This is a genomic window from Streptomyces formicae, from assembly GCF_002556545.1.
GTDB lineage: Bacteria > Actinomycetota > Actinomycetes > Streptomycetales > Streptomycetaceae > Streptomyces > Streptomyces formicae_A.
In genome coordinates, this window is sequence record NZ_CP022685.1 from 5,426,008 (window position 1) to 5,449,133 (window position 23,126).

The following is a 23,126-nucleotide window of genomic DNA, read 5'->3' on the forward strand; positions in this document are numbered from 1 at the left end:
AGAGGAGAGTTTCTCGTAATTGACGTTACAGGCTCTCCGTCGCTAGGAGAACCATGGCACCCCGCACGCTCCCCGTGATCGAGATCTCCGGTGGCCCCACCGAACGCGGCCGTCAGTACGGCGAGGCCGTCCGCCCCCTGATCCACTCCGCGCTCGGCTACTACGAGGAGGCGTTCGGCCACTCCGCGGGGCTGACCTGGGACCGCGTCACCACGCGGGCCGCCCGCTGGCTGGAACCCGTCCGCGCCTACGCTCCCGACCTCGTCGACGAGATGCGGGGCATAGCCGAGGGGGCCGGGGTGACCCTCCTCGACGTCCTCGCGCTCAACGCCCGCGGCGAGGTCATCTACGACAAGTCCTTCGCCGACATGGCCGCGGACGAGGAACCCGCCGAGGGCTGCACCTCCTTCGCCGCCTACGGCGAGGCCAGCGGCGACGGCCACGTCTGGGCGGGACAGAACTGGGACTGGCGCGCCGGGGTCGCCGACACCGTCGTCATGCTGCGGATCGTGCAGCCCCCGAAGCCCACCCTGATCATGCAGGTCGAGGCCGGGCAGATCGGCCGCCAGGGCGCCAACTCCGCCGGGATCGCGCTCAACGCCAACGGCCTCGGCGGCCGCTTCAGCGACGCGGTGGGCCTGCCGCAGACCGTCGTACGCCGCAGCGTCCTGGACCAGCCCACCATCACCGACGCGCTCGACGTGCTCTGCCGCACCCGCGCCCACATCGCCAGCAACGCCCTGCTCACCTGCCGCGAGGGCTTCGCCATCGACCTGGAGACGACGCCCGCGGGGCACGGCTGGATGTATCCGACCGACGGCCTCCTCGTCCACGGCAACCACTACCAGGCGGGCATCCCCGCCGCCCTCGCCGACGGCTACCGCCCCCTGTCGTCCGACTCCCTCGTCCGCGTCCCGCGCGCCGAACAAGGGCTGCGGGCCCTGCGCGACGCCACCGGACCCGACGAGTCCCGCAAGATCGTCAAGCAGGCCATGTCCGACCACCTCGGCCTCCCCGAGTCGCTCTGCACCCACCCGGACCCGCGCCAGGAACCCGTCCGGCACTGGGCCACGCTCGTCTCCTCCTGTGTGGACCTGACCAGCGGCGACTACCACGTCACCGCGGGCACCCCGTGCGACCGCGACTACCAGCACCTGCCCTGGAACCTCTACGAAGGACCGTACGGAGACCCCTCATGAGAACGTCCCAGCGCGGCCGGCACGCGGTCGCCGCGGGCCTCGCCGCCACCGCCCTGCTCGCCACCGCCTCGTGCAGCGGCGCCGACACGGCCGCCACCGGCGGCGCCCCCGCCGACGCCGCGAAGCTGAAGCTGACCGCCGAGACCCCGGCCGCCAAGGGGCACCAGGACAAGGCCAACTGGCTCCTGGAGGACGAGCCCGACTCGCTCGACCTGGACACCCAGGGCTCCAGCGCGGGACGCGTCGTCCTCACCAACGTCTGCGAGCGGCTCTACCAGCTCAAGCCCGACATGACGGTCAAGCCCTTCCTTGCCGGGAAGGCCCGCACGCCCGACGACAGGACCCTCGTCCTGACCGTGCGCGACGGCGTCACCTTCCACGACGGCTCCGAGCTCACCGCCGACGACGTGCTGTGGAGCCTGGAGCGGCACGCCGACCCCGACATGGAACAGGCCGACGAGTTCGGCAACGTCCGCTCCATGAAGAAGACCGGCGCCCGCGAGATCACCATCCGCTTCAAGGCCCCCGACGCCCTGTTCACCAAGGCGCTTGCGGGCGACGCGGGCATCGTCTGGAACAAGGAGCAAGTCGTCGCGGCTGGAAAGGAGTTCGGCACACCGGGGCAGGACGACGCCTGCTCGGGGCCGTACACCCTGGGGAGCTGGAAGTCCGGCGACTCCCTCACCATCGAGGCGTACGACACGTACTGGGGAACCAAGCCGCTCACCGACCGCGTGACCTTCCGCTGGGCGTCCGACAGCGCCCTGGTCAACGCGCTCAAGACCGGCGCGGCCGACGGTGCCTACGCGGAATCGCCCAACACCGCCTCCGCGTTGCGCGGCGCCAAGGGCATCGACCAGTACTACGGCCCCTCCACGGCCTCCCTCGTCCTCATCCCGACCGCCCGCGGCGGCCTCAAGGACCCGCAGATCCGCCGCGCCCTCTCCCTCGCCATCGACCGCACCGGCATCGCGAGGTCCGGCTTCGGCGGGCTCGTCCAGCCCTGGGCCACCCCCGTCGGATCCGGCGCCTGGGGCTACGAGAAGCAGCGATTCGCCGCCGCACAGCGCGAGTTGGACGACGTGGCGCCCGCCTCGCCCACCGCCGACGACCTCGCCGAGGCCAAGCGCCTGGTGAAGTCCGCGGGCGCCCCCACCGACCCCGTCGTCATCGGCACCGACAGCAGCCAGGGCCGCACCGTCGTCGCCAACGCGGTCCGCGCCGCCCTCCAGCGCATCGGCCTCAAGGGGCAGATCAAGACCGTCCCCACCGCCCAGTTCGAGGAGTTCTACAGCGACCCGGGCGCCCGCGCCGACATCGACGTCCTGGTCGGCGACTGGTACATCTCCAAGGCCGACCCCATGGGCTTCTACGACAACGGCCTTTCCGACTCCTCCAACAACTGGGTCGGCTTTAAGGACAAGGCGTACGACAAGCTCGTCCACCGGGCGCTCGGCACCCTCGACGACAAGCGCCGGGCCGATCTCACCCTCGACGTGCAGCGCCGCTTCTCCGACGCGGCCGTCTGGATCCCGCTCGCCCAGGTGCCCTCCGCCCTCGTCATCGACGACCGCATGACGGGCCCGCCCGCGTCCCAGTCCTACCTCTACTACCCGTGGGCCGCCCGACTCGGCCTGAAGAAGGGCTAGGTGAGCCACGTGATGTCACTCGTCTCCCGGGTGTCCCGCCGCCTGCTCGGCCTGCTCGCCACGCTCTTCGCCGCGTCGTTCGTCATCTTCGCCGCCGTCTACGCGGCGCCCGGCGACCCCGCGGTGTTCCTCGCGGGCGGCCGCGACAAGCTGACCCCCGAGCGGCTCGCCACCGTCCGCGCCCAGTACCACCTCGACGAACCCCTCGTCGTCCAGTACGGACGGTGGCTGTGGGACTGCGTCCACTTCGACCTGGGCCGCTCCTTCAAGTACAGCGACCAGGTGTCCGACCTGGTCGCGGCCCGCTTCCCCACCACGCTCCAACTCGTCGCGTACGCCACGGTCCTGTTCGTCGTCCTCGGCGTCGGCGCGGGCGTCCTGGCCGCCGTCAAGCGCTCCACCTGGGTCGACTCGGCGGTGGTCGGCGGCACGACCCTCGCCGCGTCCGTGCCGTCCTTCGTCGCCGCCATCGCGCTCGTCTCGCTCTTCGGCGTCCAGCTCGGCTGGTTCCCCGTCACCGGCAGCGGCGAGGGATTCACCGGCACCCTGCACCATCTGACCCTGCCCGCCCTGTCGTTGGCGCTCGGCGCCCTCGCGATCATCAGCCGCGTCACCCGCCAGGCCATGGCCGACGCGGCGGCCTCCGACCACGTGGAGGCGGCCCGCGCCTCCGGCGTCCCCGAGCGCGACATCATCCGCCGCCACGTGCTGCGCAACGCCCTCGGCCCGATCGTCACCATGTGCGGCCTGGTCACCGCGGGCATGCTCGCGGGCACCGTCGTCGTCGAGACCGCCTTCGGCATCAGCGGCATCGGCTCGCTGCTCGTCGGCGCCATCAACACCCACGACTTCCCCGTCGCCCAGGCCGTCCTGCTCCTCATGGTCACCGGCTACATCGTGGTGACCACGCTCGTGGACGTCGTCCATCCGCTCCTCGACCCCCGCGTGAAGGGAGCCACGTCATGACCGCGCCCGCCGTCGCGCTCGCCCCTGTGGCCGTACGCCACCGACGCCCTCTCGGCGTCATCGTCGCCGGGACCTTCCTCGCCCTCGTGGTCATCGCCGCGGTCTTCGCACCCCTCCTCGCGCCCTACGCCCTTGACGCCATCGACCTGTCCGCATCCCTGGTCGGCACGGGCGGCGACCACCTCCTCGGCACCGACTCCTCCGGGCAGGACCTCCTCTCGCGCGCCCTGTACGGGGCCCGCACCAGCCTGATCGCACCGGTCCTGCTGCTCGCGGTCGCCGCCGCGCTCGGCGTCACGCTCGGCGTGCTCGCCGCCTGGCGCGGCGGCTGGGTCGACGCCCTCGTCTCCCGCCTCACGGACGTGATGTACGCCTTCCCCGGCCTCCTCTTCACCGTCCTGATCATCGCCGTCTTCGGCGCGGGCATGACGACGTCCGTCCTCGCGCTCGGCCTCGCCTTCACCCCGACCATCGCCAAGTACACGCGCTCCCTGGCCCTTTCGGAGGCGCGCAAGCCCTACGTCGACGCCTACCGGGTCCTCGGCATGGGCGGCGCCCGCATCTGCGCCGCCCACGTCGTACCGAACCTGGCCCGCGCCGTACTCGGCTACCTGGTCGTCCTCTTCGGCGAGGCCCTGATGTCCCTCGCGACGCTCTCCTACCTCGGCTTCGGCGCCCAACCCCCGTCATCCGACTGGGGCTTGATGGTGCAGGAGGGCCAGGCCGCCGTCGTCCAGGGCGCCCTGCTGCCCGCGATGGTGCCCGGCACGGCCATCGCGCTCGTCGTCGTGTCCTTCAACGTGGTCGGGGTCTGGGCCGCCGACCGGCTAGGGAGGCAGTGAAAAGCCATGACGCTGCTCGACATCCAAGACCTCACCGTCCGCGTCCCCGGCGCCGCGCGCCCCGTCCTCGACTCGGTCTCGCTCCACGTCGCCCCCGGCGAAGTCGTCGGCCTGGTCGGCGAGTCCGGCTCGGGCAAGTCGACCACGGCGAAGGCCGCGATCGGTCTGCTGCCCGCAGGCGCGACGGCGACCGGCGCGGTCCGCTTCGAGGACACCGACGTCCTCAGCCTCACCGGAGAAGGACTCCGTGCCCACCGGGCGGGCCCCGTCGCCATGGTCCACCAGGACCCGCGCGCCGCCCTCAACCCGGTGCGCCGCATCGGCGACTTCCTGACCGAACGCGGCGCGACGCGGGCCCGCGCGGCCGAACTCCTGGCAGCGGTGGGCCTCTCGTCCCCCGAACGCCGCCTGCGCCAGCGCCCCCACGAACTCTCCGGCGGCATGCTGCAACGCGTCGTCATCGCGGGCGCCCTGGCCGCCGAACCCCGCTTGCTCCTCGCCGACGAGGCGACCAGCGCCCTGGACGTGACGACCCAGGCGGAGATCCTCGCCCTCCTGCGCACCCTGCGCGCCGACCGCGACCTCGGCCTGCTCCTGATCACCCACGACCTGCACCTGGCGGCGGCGTACTGCGACCGCGTGTACGTGATGTACGCGGGCCGAGTGGTCGAAGAACGCTCGGCCCGGGCCCTGTTCACGACCCCGGCCCACCCCTACACCCGCGGCCTCCTCTCCTGCTCCCCGACCCTGGGTACCACCCACCCCCTCCACCCGATCCCGGGCCGCCCCCCATCCCTCTCGGACACGTTCACGGGCTGCCCGTTCGTGACGAGGTGCGGGGAGGCGGAGGAGAACTGCGAGACGTGGACCCCGGCCCGCACACAGTTGCACGAGGGCGGCACGGTCGAGTGCGCCGTCGCTCCCGTTGTGGGCAGGCGTTCCGCCCGGCGGAACGGGTGGGCACAACCCCCGTCGCCGAGCACCGCTACGACGGAGGCAAGCCACTCATGACAACGCACCTGCTGAAGGCAGAGAACCTCACCAAGACGTACCCCCTCCCCGGAGGGGAGCGCCACACCGCGGCGCAGGCGGTGACCTTCACCGTCCCCCGAGCCGGCTCCCTGGGAATCGTCGGCGAATCAGGCTCGGGCAAGACCACCGTGGCAAGAATGCTCGTGGGCCTGGTCCGCCCGGACAGAGGCACGATCAGCATCGACGGCACGCCACGCGAACCCCGTACGCCCAGAGGAAAGGCCGCCCGTCTCGCCCGAGCCCGGGAGATCCAGATGGTCTTCCAGGACCCCTACATCTCCCTGGACCCGAGGCTCACGGCCAGCCAGTGCGTACGGACGGCCCTGCGCCTGCACGCCAAGGACGAAAGCCGGGCCGAAGCCCTCCTCGACCAGGTGGGCCTGGGCACCAGAGAGGCGGGCGCCCGCCCGAGGGAACTCTCCGGCGGCCAACGCCAGCGCCTCGCCATCGCGAGATCGCTGGCCGTGGACCCCCGGGTACTCGTCCTGGACGAGGCCGTCGCCGCCCTGGACGTATCGATCCAGGCCCAGATCCTGAAGCTGCTCGACGAGATCCGCGGGGAGACGGGCGTGGCCCTGGTCTTCGTCAGCCACGACCTGGCCGTGGTGCGGCACGTCACGGACGAGGTCCTGGTGATGCGCAGGGGCAGGGTGGTGGAGCAGGGCCCCACGGACGCGGTCCTGAGCGCCCCCGAGGACCCGTACACGGAACTCCTCCTGGCCTCGGTCCCCGGCGAGGGCTGGGACCCGGCGAACGCGGCCCGCGCAAGAGCGGCCCTACCCACCTGAGCCCCAGGGCTCCGGCCCAGAGGGGCCAGCGCCCAAGGCCCAGAGGGGCCAGCGCCCAAGGCCCAGGGGCCAGAAAAAGGCAGGAGCCCCGCTTCCCCCGCTCACGCGGAGGAGCAGGGCTCCTTGGGTACTGCATCCATGTCCGGATCAAGTCACCGGAGGAATCACACGCTCCACTTTCGTGGAGCGTCCGATTACATCGGGGTGACGTTCTCCGCCTGCGGGCCCTTCGGACCCTGCGTCACGTCGAAGGAAACGGCCTGGTTCTCCTCAAGGGAGCGGAAGCCGTTCGCGTTGATCGCGGAGTAGTGGACGAAGACGTCCGGGCCGCCGCCTTCCTGGGCAATGAAGCCAAAGCCCTTTTCAGCGTTGAACCACTTCACGGTTCCGGTAGCCATAAGCCCTCCTTGGGCCAAAGGGTTGCCCTGCTCCAGAACCAGCGATTGTTTAAACAACTGCATAAGTCTGAAAACGACGAGAGCCCGCGGGGTCACATGCTCCGCAGGCTCTGTACTGCAAGGGAAACCAAACTGCAACTTGCGGCGAGCTTAGCACGCAGACAGCCGAATGCAATAGGGGGCAAGATCACGTCACCCGGAGGTTTGATGTGGCTCCCAGCAGGGTTGACACAGCGCTCACGGCAGGGTTGGCACAGCGGCCCCGGAAGGCCCCACGAGGGGCCCGGCGCCCGCACCGTACCGCGTGGGGGCTAGCCTCGCCGATGTGGACAATTCTCCCCTGGACGACCTCGCGGGGGCAGGCGCCGAACAGCTGCCCAGTCCCCGTCGCACCCCTCGGCCGCGCGTCGGCCACATCCAGTTCCTGAACTGCCTGCCCCTGTACTGGGGCCTCGCGCGGACCGGGACGCTCCTCGACTTCGAGCTGACGAAGGACACCCCGGAGAAGCTCAGCGAGCAGCTGGTGCGGGGCGAGCTCGACATCGCCCCCGTCACGCTGGTCGAGTTCCTCAAGAACGCCGACGACCTGGTCGCCTTCCCCGACCTCGCGGTCGGCTGCGACGGCCCCGTGATGTCCTGCGTGATCGTCTCGCAGGTGCCGCTGGACCAGCTGGACGGCGCCCGGGTCGCGCTCGGCTCGACCTCTCGTACGTCCGTACGCCTCGCCCAGCTCCTGCTCGCCGAGCGGCACGGGGTGCGCCCGGACTACTACACGTGCCCGCCCGACCTCGGCCTGATGATGCGGGAGGCGGACGCCGCCGTGCTCATCGGTGACGCGGCGCTGCGCGCGAACCTGATCGACGCCCCCAGGCTCGGCCTGGACGTCCACGACCTGGGCGCGATGTGGAAGGAGTGGACGGGCCTGCCGTTCGTCTTCGCCGTCTGGGCGGCCCGGCGCGACTACGCGCGGCGCGAGCCCGAGGTGGTGAGCGCGGTGCACAAGGCGTTCCTGTCCTCCCGTGACCTCTCCCTGGAGGAGGTCGGCAAGGTGGCCGAGCAGGCCGCGCGCTGGGAGTCCTTCGACGCCGGTGTCCTGGAGCGGTACTTCACGACGCTCGACTTCCGCTTCGGCGGCGAGCAGCTGGAGGGCGTCACCGAGTTCGCCCGCCGGGTCGGTCCCACGACGGGCTTCCCGGCGGACGTGCGGGTGGAGCTGCTCGGCCGGTAGCGGGCTGGGCAGCTAGCGGGCGCGGGCGATCGGGCTCAGGAGCTCGGGATCGGCCCCTGCATGTGCTCGCTGATCCACTGGATGGGTCCGTCGGCCATGGCGGGGACGTAGCTGCGCGCGTTGTGGCCGCCGCCCTGGATGACGTTGAGGCGCGTCTTCACGGGGCCCTTCCCGTACGCCTTCATGAAGGAGCGCAGGTTCGCCTGCCCGGACTCCTTGGTGCCGATCTGGAAGGCGATGTCGACCTCGGGGCCCTTGCGGTCGATGAGGTGCCTGGCCAGCTTCTCCGGGTTGTTGGCCTGGCGCTCCTTCTCGTGCCCGGCCCAGAGCGGGGAGTCGGGGACGGTGTCGGGGCCGCTCGCGATGACGGCCCGGAACTTCTCCGGGCGCTGCAGGACCGACTTCAGGCCGACGAAGCCGCCGGAGGAGGAACCCATGAAGGCCCAGCCGTCCCGCGACTTGAAGGTACGGAAATTGGCCTTGACGAAATCGGGGACGTCGTCCGTCATCCAGGTGCCCATTTTCGGCTGGCCCGGAATATCGCTGCCGTCGTAATAGTTCTTTGCGTCCGGATTGAGTACCGGCATCACCACGATGAACGGCAGGCTCTTGCCTTGCTTCGACCACGTGGCGATGGAGCTCTCCAGCTTGAGGTCGGTCCCCATCCAGTAATTGTTCGGGTAGCCGGGGCCGCCGGGCAGGGCTATCAGAACGGGGAAGCCGCTGTGGGCGTACTTCGGGTCGAAGTACTGCTTCGGTGCCCAGACCCATACCTTGCCGGTGAATCCGGACTTCTTCCCCTTGAGTGTCGTCACCCCGATCTTCGTGCCGTCCTCCAGGGTGTTCTCGGTCGTGAAGTGCGACCGGGGCCCGGTGGGCAGCCGCGTCTTGTCGGCCGCGGGGCCCTTCGCCTGGCGCGCGGTGTCGGACGACGAGGCCGGGCTGTCGAAGGTGACGGGGGCGCCCTCGTCGGAGGAGCAGGCCGACAGGAGCAGCGCCGAGGTCAGGGCCGCGGCGGTCGCGGCGAGAGCGGTGGGGGAGGGGCGGCGGCGGTTCGTGCGGCGGCGGTTCATGGGGACCTCGGGGCGGGGACGGAGCAGGTGATGATGTGGGCATTTACTCCCCTGTAGAGGTAAATGCGCGTCCCCGCGTTCCCTCGGTGGTCCGGTGCGCCCCTTCCTTTCCCCTTTCATTGCCCGGGCCCGCACTACGCTGATCCGCAGTGGTAAGGCGCGCGAGGTGTCCGGCGGCGTGCCTGGGGGAGGCCAACGTCATGCGACCGCTCGAAGCCGACGAACCCACCGTGATCGGGCCCTACCGGCTGCTCGGCCGACTCGGTTCGGGCGGGATGGGCCGGGTCTATCTGGGGCGCAGCGCGGGCGGCCGCACCGTCGCGGTCAAGGTCGTCCATCCCCACTTCGCGCTCGACGAGGAGTTCCGCGCCCGCTTCCGCCGCGAGGTGGACGCGGCGCGGCGGGTGGGCGGCGACTGGACGGCCCCCGTCCTCGACGCCGACCCGGACGCGTCCGTGCCCTGGGTCGCCACCGGGTACGCGGCGGGCCCCTCGCTCACCGAGGCGGTGCGGGACGGGGCGCCGCTGCCCGACCACTCCGTACGCGTCCTGGGCGCGGGCCTCGCCGAGGCGCTGACGCACGTCCACGGGCTCGGCCTGGTCCACCGCGACGTGAAGCCGTCGAACGTGCTGCTCACCCTCGACGGGCCGCGCCTGATCGACTTCGGCATCGCGCGGGCCACGGACGGCACGGCCTCGCTGACCTCCACGGGCGTCTCCATCGGCTCGCCCGGCTACATGTCGCCCGAGCAGATCCTCGGCAAGGGCGTCACCGGGGCGGCGGACGTCTTCTCGCTGGGCGCGGTCCTTGTCTACGCGGCGACGGGGGAGTCACCTTTCCCCGGCGACTCGTCGGCCGCGCTGCTCTACAAGGTCGTGCACGAGCAGCCCGAACTGGGCGCCCTGACCGGCGACGTGCGGGAGATCGCCGCCGCCTGCCTCGCCAAGGAACCGGACGTCAGGCCCGCTCCGTCGGAGGTCGCGGCGCGGCTCGCCCCCGAGGGCGCGGCCCCGCTGGTGGCCGCGGGCTGGCTGCCGGGGCCCGTGGTGGAGCGGGTGAGCCGGAGTGCGGTGCGGATCCTGGACATGGATACGGGGGCGGGGGGCGGGGCGGCCCCGGTGGACGCGCCCTCGGGGCCCGTGGCGTTCAACTCGCCGTCGGTGGACGGGGTGTTCGGCCCGGCGGACCCGTCGTACGAGCCCTCGTACGACCCGGCGCGGGCTCCCTCGGACGTCCCTCCGTACGCCCCTCCGTACGCTCCTTCGTCCGCCGAGCCGTCCCAGCGGAGGGACGCGCACCCCACCGACGCCCGCCCGCCCGGCAAGCTCTCCGTCTCCGTGGCCGCGACCTCCGTGCCCGAGGGGGCGAACGGGCGCGGTCGCAAGGTGAGTTGTACCGTCGCGCTCGCCGTCGCGGGGGCGCTGGCCGCCGTCACCGTCGGGTCGGTGTTCGTCTTCGGGCTGCTGCCGAAGGACGACGACTCGTCGAAGGACGCGGGGTCGGCCCAGCCCCCGGCGGCGACCGGCGCGCCGAGCGCCACCGGCCGGGTCCCCGACGCCTACCTCGGCACCTGGCGCGGCAAGGCCGACGCCAACGGCGGCTCGGTCCCGCTCGGCACGTTCACGGTCACCGTGAAGCAGGCGAAACCGGGTGCCCGGATCGGCACGGTCGTCCAGCGCGATCCGATCGGCAACACCTGCACCGACGTACTCACCCTGAAGTCGGCCACGGCGCGGCAGCTCGTGGCCAAGGGCAAGGGCGCCGAGGGGAACGGCGGCCAGTGCGCGCAGACGGAACACACCGTCTATCTGCGCCCCGACGGCAAGGCCCTCGTATACACCTCCGACGACCCGGCGGCGGGCGACCCGAAGGCGCGGCTCTCCCCGGTGGGGTGAGCGACGGGGCGGGCGACGGGTCAGGCCGCGCGCCGCCGGGCCTTCTTCGCCGATCCCCCACGAGCCGCCGCCCCTACAACGGGGTCGTCAGCGTGGCCAGTTCGCCCGTTCCCAGGTGCAGCATGCCCTTGCCGGGTGCGACCGGTCCGCCGACCATGCTGCGCGAGATGCGTAGGCCGATGAGGTCGCCGCTCGAACTGTCCTGGGGGGAAAGGAGGATGCCCCGGCGGCCCTTCTTCGCGTCCACCTGCCAGCCCGAGAAGCCGCTGCAGACGTCCTCCTCGTCACCGGCGAGCACCAGGGCGAGGCCCAGGTCGGCGCCGCGCTGGATGATCCGCTTGAACTGGCTCGCGGCGTCGGCGTCCTCCAGGATCTCGGCGTCGTCGATCAGGACGACGACCGGGTTCTCCGGCGACGCGTCGGCCTCGTCGATGAGCTCCTCGAACTCGTCCTCGTCGATGTCGTCCTCGGTGAACACCTTCAACACGCCTTCGGTGCCCTCCAGTTGGCGCAGCGGCGACTGGCGCGGTGCCGCGATCACCATGCGTACGCCCTGGGCGTGGAAGGAGCGGGCCATGTTCAACAGGACCGTGGAGCGGCCCGACTTGGCCGGGCCCGCGATGACGAACGCGGGCACGCCCTCGGCGAGGTCGGGGCCGTGGCCCATGACCTCGTCGCCGCCGATGCCGACCAGGGCCCACAGCTTGGAGCGCGAGGCCTCCGGGTCGCGCAGCTCCCACGCCTCGTCGAAGGTGATCCGGCTCGGCAGCGTGTCGACGCGGAACGGCCGCCTGCCGCGCGGCACTTCGGCGTCACGGGCGGTCGCCGCCTCGCCGATCGCGCTGAGCGCGGCGGCCTGGCCCTGTCCCGTGACATCCTCGGAGAGGAGCGCGAACTGCGTCTCGGTGCCGCTCTCGTTCTTGAAGGCGCGTCCTGGCGCGATCTCCTCGGGGACCTTGCGGGCGGGGATGCCGAGCATCGAGAAGTCGGAGCGGTCCGCGAGGCGCAGGCCGTACTTGTCCTCGGTGAGCGAGGAGATGCGGCCCACCAGGAGCTGACGGTCACCCGTCATCACCAGGTGGATGCCGACGCTCGCGCCCTCGCGCATCATCGTGGAGACCTCGTCGGTCAGCGAGCCGTGGTCGATCTCGCCGAGCGTGGGCAGCCAGCCCTCCCAGCGGTCGAGCAGGATGACGATGTGCGGCAGGCGCTCGTCCTCGGCGACGTCGGCCCGCTGCTCGCCGATGTCCGCGTACCCCTTGTCCGCGAGAAGGTCCTGGCGCCGCGTGAGTTCGCCCTTGAGGCGGTTGATGAGGCGCACCACGCGCTCGGTCTGGTTGCGGCTGACGACGGCGCCGCAGTGCGGAAGCCGGGTCAGGGCGTTGAGCGCGCCGTTGCCGCAGTCGATGCCGTACAGGTGGACGTCGGCGCACGAGTGGGTGCGGGCCAGGGAGCCCGCGATCGTACGGAGCACCTGGGAGCGGCCCGAGCGCGGGGCGCCGCCGATCATCAGGTGGCCGAAGTGCGCGAAGTCCACGACGACCGGGCGGCGTGCCTGGTCGGCGGGCAGGTCCTCGACGCCGAACGCGGCGGGCGCGAGCGCGCCGGGGGCCGTGCGGGGCGCGGGCACCGGGATCTCGTCGAGCAGCAGCATCTCGCCGAGCGCGGGCAGCCACGGGCTGTGCTGGGCGGGGATGCCGAGGGTCCGGTTGGCCTCGATGATCGTGTCGACCAGGACCTTCAGGTCGGTGATCTCCTCCTCCTCGCGGGCCTCCGCCTTCGGCTTGGTCGCCGCGGCACGGCCGAGCGAGGTCCAGTCCAGGGCGTCGACCCAGGGCGCGAGCACCGTCGGGTCGGCGGCGCCGGGGCGGCGGCCACCGACGCGTCCCGACTGGAAGGGCACGAGGGAGGCGTGGCCGAGCCTGACGTACGCGCGACCGGGGGTGTTCTTGGAGATGTGTCCCGCGTCGGGGGCGTCGATGACGTCGGTGGACTCGCCGCCGTCGGTGACGCGCAGCGCGATGCGGAGGTTGGTGTTGGCGCGGATCTCGGGGGAGACGACACCGGAGGGCCGCTGGGTCGCGAGGAGCAGGTGGATGCCGAGCGAACGGCCACGCTGGGCGATGTTCACGAGTCCCGTCACGAAGTCGGGCAGGTCGCGCACCATGGAGGCGAACTCGTCGATGACGATGAGGAGTCGGGGCACGGGCGCGTGGGAGGGATCGCGCCGCACCAGGTCCTGATAGTCCTCGATGTCCTTGGCGTCGGCGTCGGCGAGGATGTGCTCGCGCCGCTTCAACTCGGCGCCCAGGGACTCCAGGGCCCGCTCCACGAGGTGCGCGTCGAGGTCGGTGACCATGCCGACGGTGTGCGGCAGCTTCACACAGTCCTTGAACGCGGAGCCGCCCTTGTAGTCGACGAGGACGAACGTCATGTTCTCAGGCGTATTGGCGACGGCGAGCGCGGCCACGATCGTCTGGAGGAGCTCCGACTTACCGGAACCGGTGGTACCGGCGATCAGGCCGTGCGGCCCGTCCTTGCGCATGTCGAGGCCGAAGGGGCCGTCGTAGGACTCACCGATGACGGCCATGGTCGACTGCCCACCGGCCTGCCAGCGCGCGGTGATGGCACCGGGAGTCGGCGGCTCCAACTGCAGTACGTCGAGGAGCCTGCTGGACCCCGGAAGAGCGGAATCCTCGGTCTCCCCGCTGATGTCGCGCAGCGGGGAGACGGCGCGGGCCAGGCGCAGGCACCAGGCAGGGGTCACGAAGTCGGGGCGGACGTCCTTCAGCCGCTCGGCGCCCGTCATCTCGACGCGCAGCCGCAGTTCGGTCGGGGCGCTGGTCTGCCGGGTGTCGGGCGCGGTGGTGTGCCAGGCCTGGAAGGAGGGGAAGCCGCCGGGGGCCTGCTGGGGCTGCGCGGGCAGCTGGGGGGCGGCCGCCGCGGAGGCGTTCCCGTACTCGCGGGGCTTGGGCTCGGCGACCACGAACGCCTGGCACTCGCCGGGCAGGAACCGTTCTTCGGTGTCGAGGCAGAGCGCGTACATGCGGACGGCGGGGCCCTCGCGCAGCAGCCGTACGACGCCGGGCAGCGAACGCAGCCGTCGCGAGCCGTCCCAGACGACGACGATGTCCGGTTCGCTGAAGTTGGCGCCCTGGCTCTTGTTCTCCTCCAGGATCTTCAGGCGCGCGTCCAGGACCTGGGTCAGCTCGCCGATGCGGGCGCCGACGGTCTCGGCGTCCGTGCCGATCAGGACGTTGATGTCCTGGCCGCCGGACGGCCTGGCGTGCGGCAGCCAGCGCACCCAGTCCCAGGACTCCTGGGAGGTGTTCTCGGTCAGGACGTAGAACTGGACGTCCATCGGGCTGTGCAGCGTCGCGGTCTGCGCGACGGCCCAGCGGCCGAGCGCGGTCGCCGAGTCGCCGGGCCCCGCGATGCCGATGACACCGAGGCCCTTCAGGGGCAGGGCGACGGGCGCGTCCTCGATCTTCCACGTCACCTGGCGGCGGTGCTCGTCCTTCTCCGGGTCGTCGAGGACGACCTCGGAGGGCAACTGCCCGGTGCCGAAGCGCAGCAGCAGGTGGTCGGCGTCGGTGCGGCGCCGCTCCCACAGCCGGGTGCGGGGCCCGGTGCTCAGCGCCAGCACGGTCGCGGGATCGGGCACGGCGTTACGCCGGTCGAGCCGCTCGGCGACGAGCGCGTCCTGCGCGTCCTTCTCGATCCGCGCCTTGGTCTCCTTGTACTCCTTGACCTGCTTCGCATGGGACTTGCGCCCGTGCTTCTTGTCCATGAAGTAGTTGCCGAAGAGCATGATGGGACTCAGGCCCGCCATGATCAGGTAGTACCAGCGATTGAAGATCATCGCGGCGACGACGGCACCGACGAGCGGGAAGAGCGCCATCAGCCAGGGCAGCGGCCGCGCCTCGAACTCCCGTGGTGGGGTGGGCAGTCGGAAGGTCGTCTGCCGCTCGGGCGGGCGCAGCCGGGGCGGCCGGTTGTAGTCGAGCCCGGCGCCGTCCTCGGACCACTTGAGCGCGGCGTTCGGCGGGGTGTACCTGACGAGTTCGAGCAGGGTGTTCCCGAGGGCGATCTGAGCGCCCAGCGGCCAGGTGACGGTGGAGCGCGGCCCGGCGGCCCGCGCCTTGGCCCGCGCCTCCTTCCGCTCCTTCCACTCCTTGCGCTCCTGCTTCTCCCTCTTCTCCCGGGCCTTCCTGTCCTTCTTGGACTCTCCCTCGGGCGGGACCTCCGTGGGCGGCTCGGCCTCCTCCTTCTCCTCACCGAAGGGCGTCCCGTCGAGGGTCACCCCCTCCTTGTCCTTGCCGCTCCCGTGCAGGGTGGCCTGACAGGTGCCGTCGGTGGCAACGGACAACGTGAGGGCGCGGGCGGGCATCTCGGGGTCATCGATACGGATGTACGAGGCGGGCCCGCTCCCGATGTCGTACCGCCCGATGCCGAGCCGGTGCACGGCCCCCGCGGCCGCCCCGCTCGCCACCCGCAGCTCGACCAGCCCGGAGGGCTCCCCGGGCAGACACCCGGCCGGATCGTTCAGACTCACGACGGCACCCTCGCGCAGCGGCGAGGTCACGACGGTGGCCGAGGGATCGACGGCGTACCCGTCCACATAGATCATCGGCGCGCCCGCGGCGGGCGCCTGGTGCTGCCCGATCGGAATGACCTGGGCCCCACTGTGACCGACCTGCCGGGCCAGCTCCACCGCTATGTCCTGCACGGTGGACTCGGGATCCGCGTCGAGGACCACGTCGGCGGTGCCGCCGCCGAATGGATCGACGACGGTCAGAGTCAGGCGCACGATCGTCCTCCCCGTAACTGAACAGTGGCTGAGACGATATCCGCTCCGGCGTTTCCGGGGGCAACGGGCCGGGCGCAGCCCCACGCCGGATCCTCACGCCAGATCCCCGGGGGCCTCACCGGTTGATCGACTGGATCTCCTCGACCTTCACGGCTTGGTCGTTGCCGTATTCGCCGTTGGGGAGTGTGCAGAAGGAGACGACGGAAGGGTGCGCCGGGTAGTCCACGTCCTGCCTGGTGACGCCCCCATGGCTGTCGCCTGATCGGGGTCGGTCACGTTCGTCTTGTCGAGGACGAGGCTGACGTCCGGTGGAAGTGACATCTTGGGCGGGTCGTTCCCCGGGGTCTCGCTGTTCTGCGCACGCGGGCTCTCGCTCTCCTTGCCGCCGCTCTCGGCCCCGGCTCCACGCCCGCGGGCCGACGAACTGGGGGCCTGACGCGGGGTGCCTACTCCCAGTGCAATGTCCCGGCCACGATGTCGAAGAGTTCCACCATCTTCGGCACCAGACGCTCCATCGGGGTGGAGAAGGTAAGAGTCAGCCATTGCCTGCCTGCGGGGACCGGTACGTGGTAGCTCACGGTCGTCGTCGCGAGAGTACTTCCCAACGGGCTTTCAGGATCGGAGACGTCATCCTTCCTCGTCCGTACGGCATCGCCCGCAGTGTCCAGCTTTCGTACCTCTGCTGGGCGCCCCGTGCCCGCAAGGCGGTGAGCCAGGTCGTGTGCCGTGCGGCAGCCCGGCCAACCGTCTGGAAGCAGACTCACGAGCAGTGACGAGGCCAACGGCAGGCCCTCGACGGTCAGCAGCGAGATGTACAGCTCAACACCACCCTCCCGGTGAGCCACCTTCGCCTGCTTCCGCAGGTCCCGAATCAGCCGTTCCTTGAGTACGGGCGCAGTGTCGATCCCCGCGAACTGCCGGTCGGCGAGGGCGACGATGCTGCGGTCGCGTTCATCGGGGTCGAGGTGTAGCTGGAACCAGCCGTCGGGCACGAGGATCGCGTAGCCGGTGGGTGGGGTGTCCCATACGGCGGGGAGGGGCATCTCAGCCCTCGCCGCAGGAGTCGGGTACGGGGAGGAGACGCATGCTGGGCATGAGGCGGTCCACGAGATCGGTCAGCTCGTCCGCACGTTCGAAGTTGAGCCATCTCGCTTCGACTACCACGATCTCCTCCTGTCCGTCCGGCCAGACTCCGTACAGGAGGGACTCACTGAGCTTCTTACCCCAACCGAAGCGCCGTTTCGCCGCCAGCACCGTCTGCACGCGCACGGCCCGGCCGATCGGAAGTTGGACGTCGGAGATCCGCGGTTCGCCCTTCACCTCGGCGTATGGCCACTTCAACAACTCGGGCAGATATTCCTCGGGGGACGGCCGCTGAACATCATCCTCCCCGTGCACGAAGACCGAGAAGTCTGCGAGCAACACGCCCCCCTCCGTGTAGGCGGCCGTCGTCAGGACCGAGCCGGACTCGAAACCTGCCAAGGCGCGGCGCTCCAGTTCCTGCTGCAACGAGGCTCCGCCGCTGCCGAGACGCAACGGATTGAACTGCCCCACAAGATCGGCAGCCATCTTTCTGGCCTCTGCCCGGGTGCCCTCGTGGAGCGTCAGCCCGAGCCAACCATCGTCGAAATCGAAGTCGACGAGGTAATCATCCTCAGGGGTGGGCGAGCTCCCCACCCCTTCCATCTGCTCTCGCTCCATCAGCTCACCTCGTCGAGGAAAAGACCACCGGCGGTGATTCCACTACCGGCCATGTTCAGCGCCGACGCCCGGCGCGACAGTTCGTTGACCGCATACCCGTCCCCGAGGCCCTGGCCGAGGTACTTCAGTTCCTTGAGGTCCGACGCCACGGAGGCGTCCGACAGGGAAAGCGACTTTCCCGCTCCTCTGATCAGGCTGCCGTTCCCGCGCTCCCTCAATACCTGAGCCGATTCACGGTAGCCTCCCTTGAAGGCATCCTTCCAAGTGGAAGCCGTGAAGATTTCGGTGACCGGCTCCCGGATCGACCTTGCGATGTCGCCCTCCTCGAGCCCTTGGACGACTGCCGCCTCGCGATTGAACTTTTGGCGATTGCGTTTTCCCTGCCGGGCCGTCTGCTTACCCCCCTTGGCACGCCGCATCCGCTCGAGCAGCCCTTTGGCGTACCGCCCACTCACCTTGGACATCGCCTTGCCCGCCCCCATCATCAGCAACCCCACCGCCGCCGTGGCGAGCGCCGTCCAGGACTCGTCGCCCATGGCGACCTGGACCGCGGTGCACGCGATGTTGATCAGCGTGGCCACCATGGAGATGCCGCCGAGGAGCCCCGCGAGGCCCTGACCGATGACGGGGATCCAGCCGACGGCCAGAGCCGCGATTCCGGCCCACTTGGAGATGGCCTCGGTCCAGCCTGCCGCCCACTCCACGAAGTCCGCGAAGCCGTCCCGGAAACTGTCCTTGAGAGCGTCGTCGGAGATGACGTCGTCGATGGCATCGCGCGCCTTTCGCGCGGCGGCGTCGCGGATGCCTTGCGCTTTCCGCAATTTGTCCCTGGCCATGCCGAGCGACTTCGCGGCGGCCTGAGCTTGGTCCTCCAACTTCGCCTCATGCCGCTTGCCGTCACCCTCCTCGGATTTCCCCGACAGAGCGTCCAGCCCTTTCCGGGCAGCACTCCGATCGGCCTCCGCCTGTTGAGCATCCTGCCGAGCGATCTCCGCGATCCGCTGGGCCCGGTGGAGTTCGGTGGCATAGCCGCCTGGACGGGCCGCCGCGTTCGACTCGTAGTCGGGCCCGTGGTCCACGACACGGTCGCCGATCGCGTCGGCCACCGTTTCATAGCGCTTGTGCGCGGCCTCCAGACGACCTCGGCACTTCTTGGCCTTCTCGCGGAATTCCTTGCCTGCGTCGCTGTCCCAGGAATCCAGCTCGGCCGCGGCCTTGAGATGTCGTACCTGTCGGTCGAGCTCGTCGGCCGTCCTGCGGAGCTTTCGTCCCAGCTGTTCCAGGCGGTCGGGGTCTCCGGGAACGGGGTCGTGGTCGGCGAGCGGCTGCCAGTCCCGGGGCCGCGTACCGGCCGTCACGACTTCCTCTTCCCGGGCTTGTGCCTCCTGTCGGACTCACGCAGCGCTCTGGCCAGTTCCCCGTCGACGCTCTCGTACGTCTTCGCCGCGGCCTTCGCGATCGCGGCCAACTGCTCGATCTCGTCGCCGAGTTCCTCGCGGCGGCTCTCCCAGTTCTGTACGAAGTCCCCGAACTGCCACGCCAGATCGTGCTCGCCGAAGTCGTCGTCGTACTGCCCCTTCAGCTTCCCCAGCCCGTCGAAGGCATCCTTGATCCTGCCCAGACCGACACCCATCTCCCGGATCGCGTCCAGATCATCGATCCTCGTGCGCTCACCCACGGAGCGCCTCCCCTCCAACGCCGCGGTCCCAGCCCTCGCGGAGAACAACGACGGTCAGGGGAGGTGAGACACCGTTCTCTGACTCCGCTTCCGACCAACTGCCCGCCCGCCGGGCTAGATGGTCGGGGCCGAGAACGGCAGTCCCGCACGATTGATCTCGTGGCGCCTCGCGCGGGCCGTCAGATGTCCGGGTTCACGAACAAGCTCCGTGCGAACTCGTCGAACTCGTCGATGTTCGCCGTGATCCAGCCGATGTCCTCGCCGAGGGTGCGGACGATCACGTCGATGCCCAGTGACTCGATGCGCCAGGCGTAGTTCACCGAGACGCACATGGCCTCGGCCTTGGTGGAGACGAAGTAGCGGATCGAGCGTTTGCCTCGGCCCAGGCGGTCGGTGTCGAAGTCGATGACCTCGGGGTCCTGGGCGGCGCCCGGCTCGTTCTTCTGGACGAGTTCGTCCAGGGTCGCGTCGACGTCGCCCTCGCTCGGGCCCGCGTGTACGAGGAAGGTCAGGAACTCCCGGCGCGGGTCGGGGACGTAGAGGAAGACCTGGTGGACGGGGACGGTCCGGGGGAGCTGTTCCGCCACGGAGTCCAGTTCGTAGGCCAGCATCTTGACCTGCTTCTTGTCGACGGGTTCGTCGTCGACCAGGGCCCACAGCAGCTCCGAGGTGCGGCGGGCCCACTTCTTGCGGTCGCGAGCGGCACCCCGTCCCTCCCCGCGGACGGGCATGGCGGGCCAGACGGTGGCGTCGCTGTCCGTGTCGAGGGAGAAGGTGACGGTCATTCGGTCCTCCAGCGGAACGTAGTCGTGACGCGAAGAGTGCAATGACTCGTTGCTACTGTCGCCTTCGCCCGCCTGGGACCCGGTGTCGAATTGCGTGGTTGCGGTTGCTATCGGCTCGTGTGGGCGTCCGTGTGTGCGGGAGTGAGCGCGGTTATAGCAGAGCTGCTACGAACCGGGGTGTGTTCACCTCCGCCTCACCCGTAAGCTGCTGCCGCAGGAGCGGACGATCACATCATCCGCTCTGACGGGAGCCACGGGGGTTGGCCCTGCGGCGAGTTGAAGAGGAGGGTCAATGTCCAAGGACCTTGACGTCACATATCAGGACATGCGGGATGCGGCGAAGCATGTCGTCAAGGAGAAGGACAAGCTCAAGGAGAAGCTCGACGGGCTGCGGAAGTACATCGCGAACCTCGTCGAGTCCGGCTTCGTGACCAAGAGCGCCTCGAAGGCGTTCGACGAGAGCTTCGACGAGTTCGTCAAGGGCGCGAAGGACACCATCGACGGTCTCGACGGCATGGGTGACTACCTCACCAACGCCGCGGACAAGTTCGAGCAGATCGACGACGAGCTCGGCAAGGCCGCCAAGAAGTAACGGCGGGCGTCACGCCGACGAGGAGTGGGGCGACGGGGGCAGCCTCCGCCGCCCCACTCGCCGTCGGTGGGCGCATGGGCCCGGGGCGGTGCGGCGGCGCCGTGCACTTCGCGGAGGAGTCAACTGACGTGGTTGCCACGTCAGTTGCCGGGCGACGTCTGCCGGAGCACGTACATGTGGAGCTCACTGCGGAACTCCTCGGTCGTGAGCCGCAACCACGACCCATCGTGGAACTTCAGCAGCAGCAACTGGGTCCTGAACTCGCCGAGGAACGGGTCGAAGAGCATCGCCTGGCCGGTGGTCAGGCGGGCGACGACCTCCATGCGCTTGTCGCGTCCCACCGACACGCGCTTGGGCGGCGCCGCCAGGACGATCTCGTCCTCGGTCGCGACGACGAAACGCTGATGGTGAGAGGAGTGGCCGTACCAGCGGAGCAGGAACTGCCCCGCCGCGCCACTCCAGTTGCCGTCGAAGACGCGGTCGAGTCCCTGCTCGGCGACGATGGCCTTGCGCCGCTTCTCGTCCTCGCGCGCTCGCCGCTTCTCGTCCTTCTTACTCTCGAACAACCGCTCAAGTGCCTCTCGGGCACTGTCCAGTAGGGACAACAGCATGACGAACGGGATGAACAGCGCACCGACCGCCGTCCCGAGCATGCCCAGCGGGGGCATCCGCGCCGGGCGCAGCCGTGGGTTACCGGCTGCCTGAAGCACCTCGGCCGGAGGGTCCGGGATCTTGTCGATCTCGCACCATCCCGCCGCCTCGGCCCGGACGCCGAGACGATCGGAAATCATGCGCTGGTCGCCCCTGGAAGTCACGTCAAGACTCTCCTCGTCGGCACGGAACAAACTTGCTGCGATCGAGAGCGTATCGGGTGCCGGGCGACACCCGGGAAGAAGAAATCGGTTGGTGGGACCGGCGTCGGCACGTGCCTAGCCGGAATCAGCAAGAAGGGGGGTGGTCCCCGTGGGGGACCACATCAAGGCGGATCTGGCCGCCATCAAGAAATGCTCGCGGGATCTGGGAAAGATCCACGACGAGTTCGAACGCAACGGGAATCCTGCCGATGAGTACGGGAACGCAGTGGGGCACGGCGGCCTCAAAGATGCCTTTTCGGAATTTGGGGACACCTGGAAGAAAACCAGGAAGAAGCTCATGAAGGAGCTCGAGAAGCTGGCCGAGTTCACTTCGACCGCCGCGAAGACGTACGACAAGATCGACGAAGAGCTGGCCAAGGCGATCAGGGAAGCCAAGGCGCAGAGCAAGGGGAAGAAATGAGCAGGACGGACAGCGACTGGCCACCGCTGTGGCACGACGATCCCACGCCGGGCGACCCGGAGGAAGTGGCCGAACTCGGGCGCAAGTTGCGCAAGATGGCCGACATGATCGATGAGCAGTCCCGGGTCATCAAGGCGCTCGCTTCGGTGGAGGGCTGGGACAGCGAGGCCGGCAAAGGCTTCCACGAAATGGCGGGCGGCACCGCGGACAAGCTCAAGAAGTCGTTCGAGCGCTACGACGAGGCGGCCAAGGCCGTCGGCGAGCAGGTGCGCGAGGGGAGCTCGGACGAGTTTGCCGGGGAGATGCGCAGGGCGCAGCGGAAGGCCGACAAGGCGCTGAGCGACTATCACCTGGCCAAGGGCGACCACGACGTCGCCGAGCGCGAGGTGAAGAAGTTCACCGACAAGTACCCCATGAACAACATTCCCGCGAAGGACAAGGACGAGTACGACCGCTGGGTCAAGAAGAAGTCCGAGGCCCTGCTCGCGATCGGCGCGTCGCGGAAACTGGTGAAGGAAGCCAGGGACATCTACGACGACGCGGGGGACAAGGCCGCCAAACACATCAAGAACGTCGTGCACCACGACGATGTGCGCGATCCCGGCGGCTTCATGAACTTCCTCGCGGACTGGGCGGACGCGCTGTCGAACATATCCGCCGTACTGTCCGTACTCGCGGTGATCTGCGCTTTCGTACCGCCGCTGCAGTTCCTCGTGCCGATCTTCGCGACGCTGGCCGTGCTCACCAGTGCCGCCGCGCTCGCCGGTCACGCGTACGACATGATCGCGCGCGGCGGGAAGCTCGACTTCATGAAGCTGGGTGCCGACCTGCTCGGTGTGCTGCCCGGCCTCGGTGCGCTGAAGGGCTTCAAGCTGGTCAAGGGCCTCAAGGGGCTGTCCAAGCTCAAGGCGCTGCGCTTCAACGGGCTGCGTGCGCTCGACGGCGTCGGGCACAACTTCCTGAACGGCGTCGCGGTCAAGACGGCCAACAAGATCCTCGGCCGGACGGCGCGCAAGGAGCTCCTCGACGGCAAGAAGATCACCGCCGCCATCAAGGGCGGTGGCCTCGCCAGCGCCCTGAACCGGATGTTCCACGGTGAGAACGGCGAGAAGACCGGATACCAGGCGCCGCCGAAGAAGCCGGCGCCCGGGCCTACTCCCTCCCCCTCGCCCCGTCCCTCGCCGAAGCCGTTCAACGCGGCGCTGGCTGCCTGAG

At 69.9% G+C, this 23,126-nt stretch carries 20 protein-coding genes; 11 read left to right on the plus strand and 9 right to left on the minus strand.

Going from position 1 to position 23,126, the window contains the following annotated elements:
* Window positions 1-53 precede the first annotated feature (53 nt).
* From KY5_RS23540 to KY5_RS23565, 6 genes are read left to right on the plus strand one after another with little or no spacing between them, the layout of a single operon-like run.
* A complete protein-coding gene (locus KY5_RS23540) occupies window positions 54-1,199 on the plus strand; it encodes a C45 family autoproteolytic acyltransferase/hydolase (RefSeq protein WP_098244118.1) in 1,146 nt (381 codons plus the stop codon).
* A complete protein-coding gene (locus KY5_RS23545; protein WP_098244119.1) occupies window positions 1,196-2,848 on the plus strand; it encodes an ABC transporter substrate-binding protein in 1,653 nt (550 codons plus the stop codon). The genes KY5_RS23540 and KY5_RS23545 overlap by 4 nt, the downstream gene beginning before the upstream one ends.
* 12 nt (window positions 2,849-2,860) lie before the next feature.
* The gene (locus tag KY5_RS23550) at window positions 2,861-3,814 is read left to right on the plus strand and encodes an ABC transporter permease (protein ID WP_098247431.1); all 954 of its coding nucleotides are present in this window, start codon (window positions 2,861-2,863) and stop codon (window positions 3,812-3,814) included.
* The gene (locus tag KY5_RS23555) at window positions 3,811-4,656 is read left to right on the plus strand and encodes an ABC transporter permease (RefSeq protein WP_098244120.1); all 846 of its coding nucleotides are present in this window, start codon (window positions 3,811-3,813) and stop codon (window positions 4,654-4,656) included. The genes KY5_RS23550 and KY5_RS23555 overlap by 4 nt, the downstream gene beginning before the upstream one ends.
* Window positions 4,657-4,662: 6 nt before the next feature.
* Window positions 4,663-5,667 (plus strand): ABC transporter ATP-binding protein, encoded by a 1,005-nt coding sequence (locus tag KY5_RS23560; protein WP_098244121.1) that lies wholly within the window; start codon window positions 4,663-4,665, stop codon window positions 5,665-5,667.
* Window positions 5,664-6,476 (plus strand): ABC transporter ATP-binding protein, encoded by an 813-nt coding sequence (locus tag KY5_RS23565; protein WP_098244122.1) that lies wholly within the window; start codon window positions 5,664-5,666, stop codon window positions 6,474-6,476. Before KY5_RS23560 ends, KY5_RS23565 begins: the two co-directional genes overlap by 4 nt.
* A 194-nt stretch (window positions 6,477-6,670) precedes the next feature.
* Here the strand turns inward: KY5_RS23565 and KY5_RS23570 are convergent, their stop codons facing one another.
* A complete protein-coding gene (locus KY5_RS23570) occupies window positions 6,671-6,874 on the minus strand; it encodes a cold-shock protein (RefSeq protein ID WP_006138897.1) in 204 nt (67 codons plus the stop codon).
* Between the two features lie 373 nt (window positions 6,875-7,247).
* Here KY5_RS23570 and KY5_RS23575 point away from each other — a divergent pair, with 373 nt between their 5' ends.
* Window positions 7,248-8,102 carry a menaquinone biosynthetic enzyme MqnA/MqnD family protein gene (locus KY5_RS23575; protein ID WP_098247432.1) on the plus strand — a complete coding sequence of 285 codons (855 nt, stop codon included), beginning with the start codon at window positions 7,248-7,250 and terminating at the stop codon, window positions 8,100-8,102.
* Between the two features lie 35 nt (window positions 8,103-8,137).
* On the opposite strand, the gene KY5_RS23580 is transcribed toward KY5_RS23575, so the two are convergent.
* A complete protein-coding gene (locus KY5_RS23580; RefSeq protein WP_098244123.1) occupies window positions 8,138-9,175 on the minus strand; it encodes an alpha/beta hydrolase in 1,038 nt (345 codons plus the stop codon).
* 200 nt (window positions 9,176-9,375) lie between these two features.
* Between KY5_RS23580 and KY5_RS23585 the strand changes: the two genes are divergently transcribed.
* On the plus strand, window positions 9,376-11,070 hold the full coding sequence (locus KY5_RS23585; protein WP_098244124.1) for a serine/threonine-protein kinase: 1,695 nt from the start codon (window positions 9,376-9,378) through the stop codon (window positions 11,068-11,070).
* Window positions 11,071-11,143: 73 nt separating this feature from the next.
* Here KY5_RS23585 and KY5_RS23590 read toward each other — a convergent pair whose 3' ends face one another.
* The 6 genes from KY5_RS23590 to KY5_RS23615 all read right to left on the minus strand — a co-directional run bounded on the left by KY5_RS23590 (window position 11,144) and on the right by KY5_RS23615 (window position 20,044).
* Window positions 11,144-15,880 carry an FtsK/SpoIIIE domain-containing protein gene (locus KY5_RS23590; protein ID WP_098244125.1) on the minus strand — a complete coding sequence of 1,579 codons (4,737 nt, stop codon included), beginning with the start codon at window positions 15,878-15,880 and terminating at the stop codon, window positions 11,144-11,146.
* Between the two features lie 446 nt (window positions 15,881-16,326).
* The gene (locus KY5_RS23595; RefSeq protein ID WP_098244126.1) at window positions 16,327-16,923 is read right to left on the minus strand and encodes a hypothetical protein; all 597 of its coding nucleotides are present in this window, start codon (window positions 16,921-16,923) and stop codon (window positions 16,327-16,329) included.
* A 1-nt stretch (window position 16,924) separates the two neighbouring features.
* Window positions 16,925-17,581 carry a hypothetical protein gene (locus KY5_RS23600; protein WP_098244127.1) on the minus strand — a complete coding sequence of 219 codons (657 nt, stop codon included), beginning with the start codon at window positions 17,579-17,581 and terminating at the stop codon, window positions 16,925-16,927.
* A complete protein-coding gene (locus KY5_RS23605; RefSeq protein ID WP_098244128.1) occupies window positions 17,581-18,939 on the minus strand; it encodes a hypothetical protein in 1,359 nt (452 codons plus the stop codon). The genes KY5_RS23600 and KY5_RS23605 overlap by 1 nt, the downstream gene beginning before the upstream one ends.
* Window positions 18,936-19,259 (minus strand): hypothetical protein, encoded by a 324-nt coding sequence (locus KY5_RS23610; RefSeq protein ID WP_098244129.1) that lies wholly within the window; start codon window positions 19,257-19,259, stop codon window positions 18,936-18,938. Before KY5_RS23610 ends, KY5_RS23605 begins: the two co-directional genes overlap by 4 nt.
* Window positions 19,260-19,438: 179 nt before the next feature.
* Complete coding sequence (locus tag KY5_RS23615; RefSeq protein WP_098244130.1) at window positions 19,439-20,044, minus strand: hypothetical protein; 606 nt, start codon at window positions 20,042-20,044, stop codon at window positions 19,439-19,441.
* Between the two features lie 292 nt (window positions 20,045-20,336).
* Between KY5_RS23615 and KY5_RS23620 the strand changes: the two genes are divergently transcribed.
* Window positions 20,337-20,636, plus strand: a complete 300-nt coding sequence (locus KY5_RS23620; RefSeq protein ID WP_063806169.1) for a WXG100 family type VII secretion target — start codon at window positions 20,337-20,339, stop codon at window positions 20,634-20,636.
* Between the two features lie 140 nt (window positions 20,637-20,776).
* On the opposite strand, the gene KY5_RS23625 is transcribed toward KY5_RS23620, so the two are convergent.
* Complete coding sequence (locus KY5_RS23625; protein WP_199843198.1) at window positions 20,777-21,427, minus strand: hypothetical protein; 651 nt, start codon at window positions 21,425-21,427, stop codon at window positions 20,777-20,779.
* Window positions 21,428-21,599: 172 nt separating this feature from the next.
* Here KY5_RS23625 and KY5_RS23630 point away from each other — a divergent pair, with 172 nt between their 5' ends.
* On the plus strand, window positions 21,600-21,911 hold the full coding sequence (locus tag KY5_RS23630; RefSeq protein ID WP_098247433.1) for a WXG100 family type VII secretion target: 312 nt from the start codon (window positions 21,600-21,602) through the stop codon (window positions 21,909-21,911).
* Window positions 21,908-23,125, plus strand: a complete 1,218-nt coding sequence (locus KY5_RS23635) for a putative T7SS-secreted protein (RefSeq protein WP_098244132.1) — start codon at window positions 21,908-21,910, stop codon at window positions 23,123-23,125. Before KY5_RS23630 ends, KY5_RS23635 begins: the two co-directional genes overlap by 4 nt.
* Window position 23,126 lies beyond the last annotated feature (1 nt).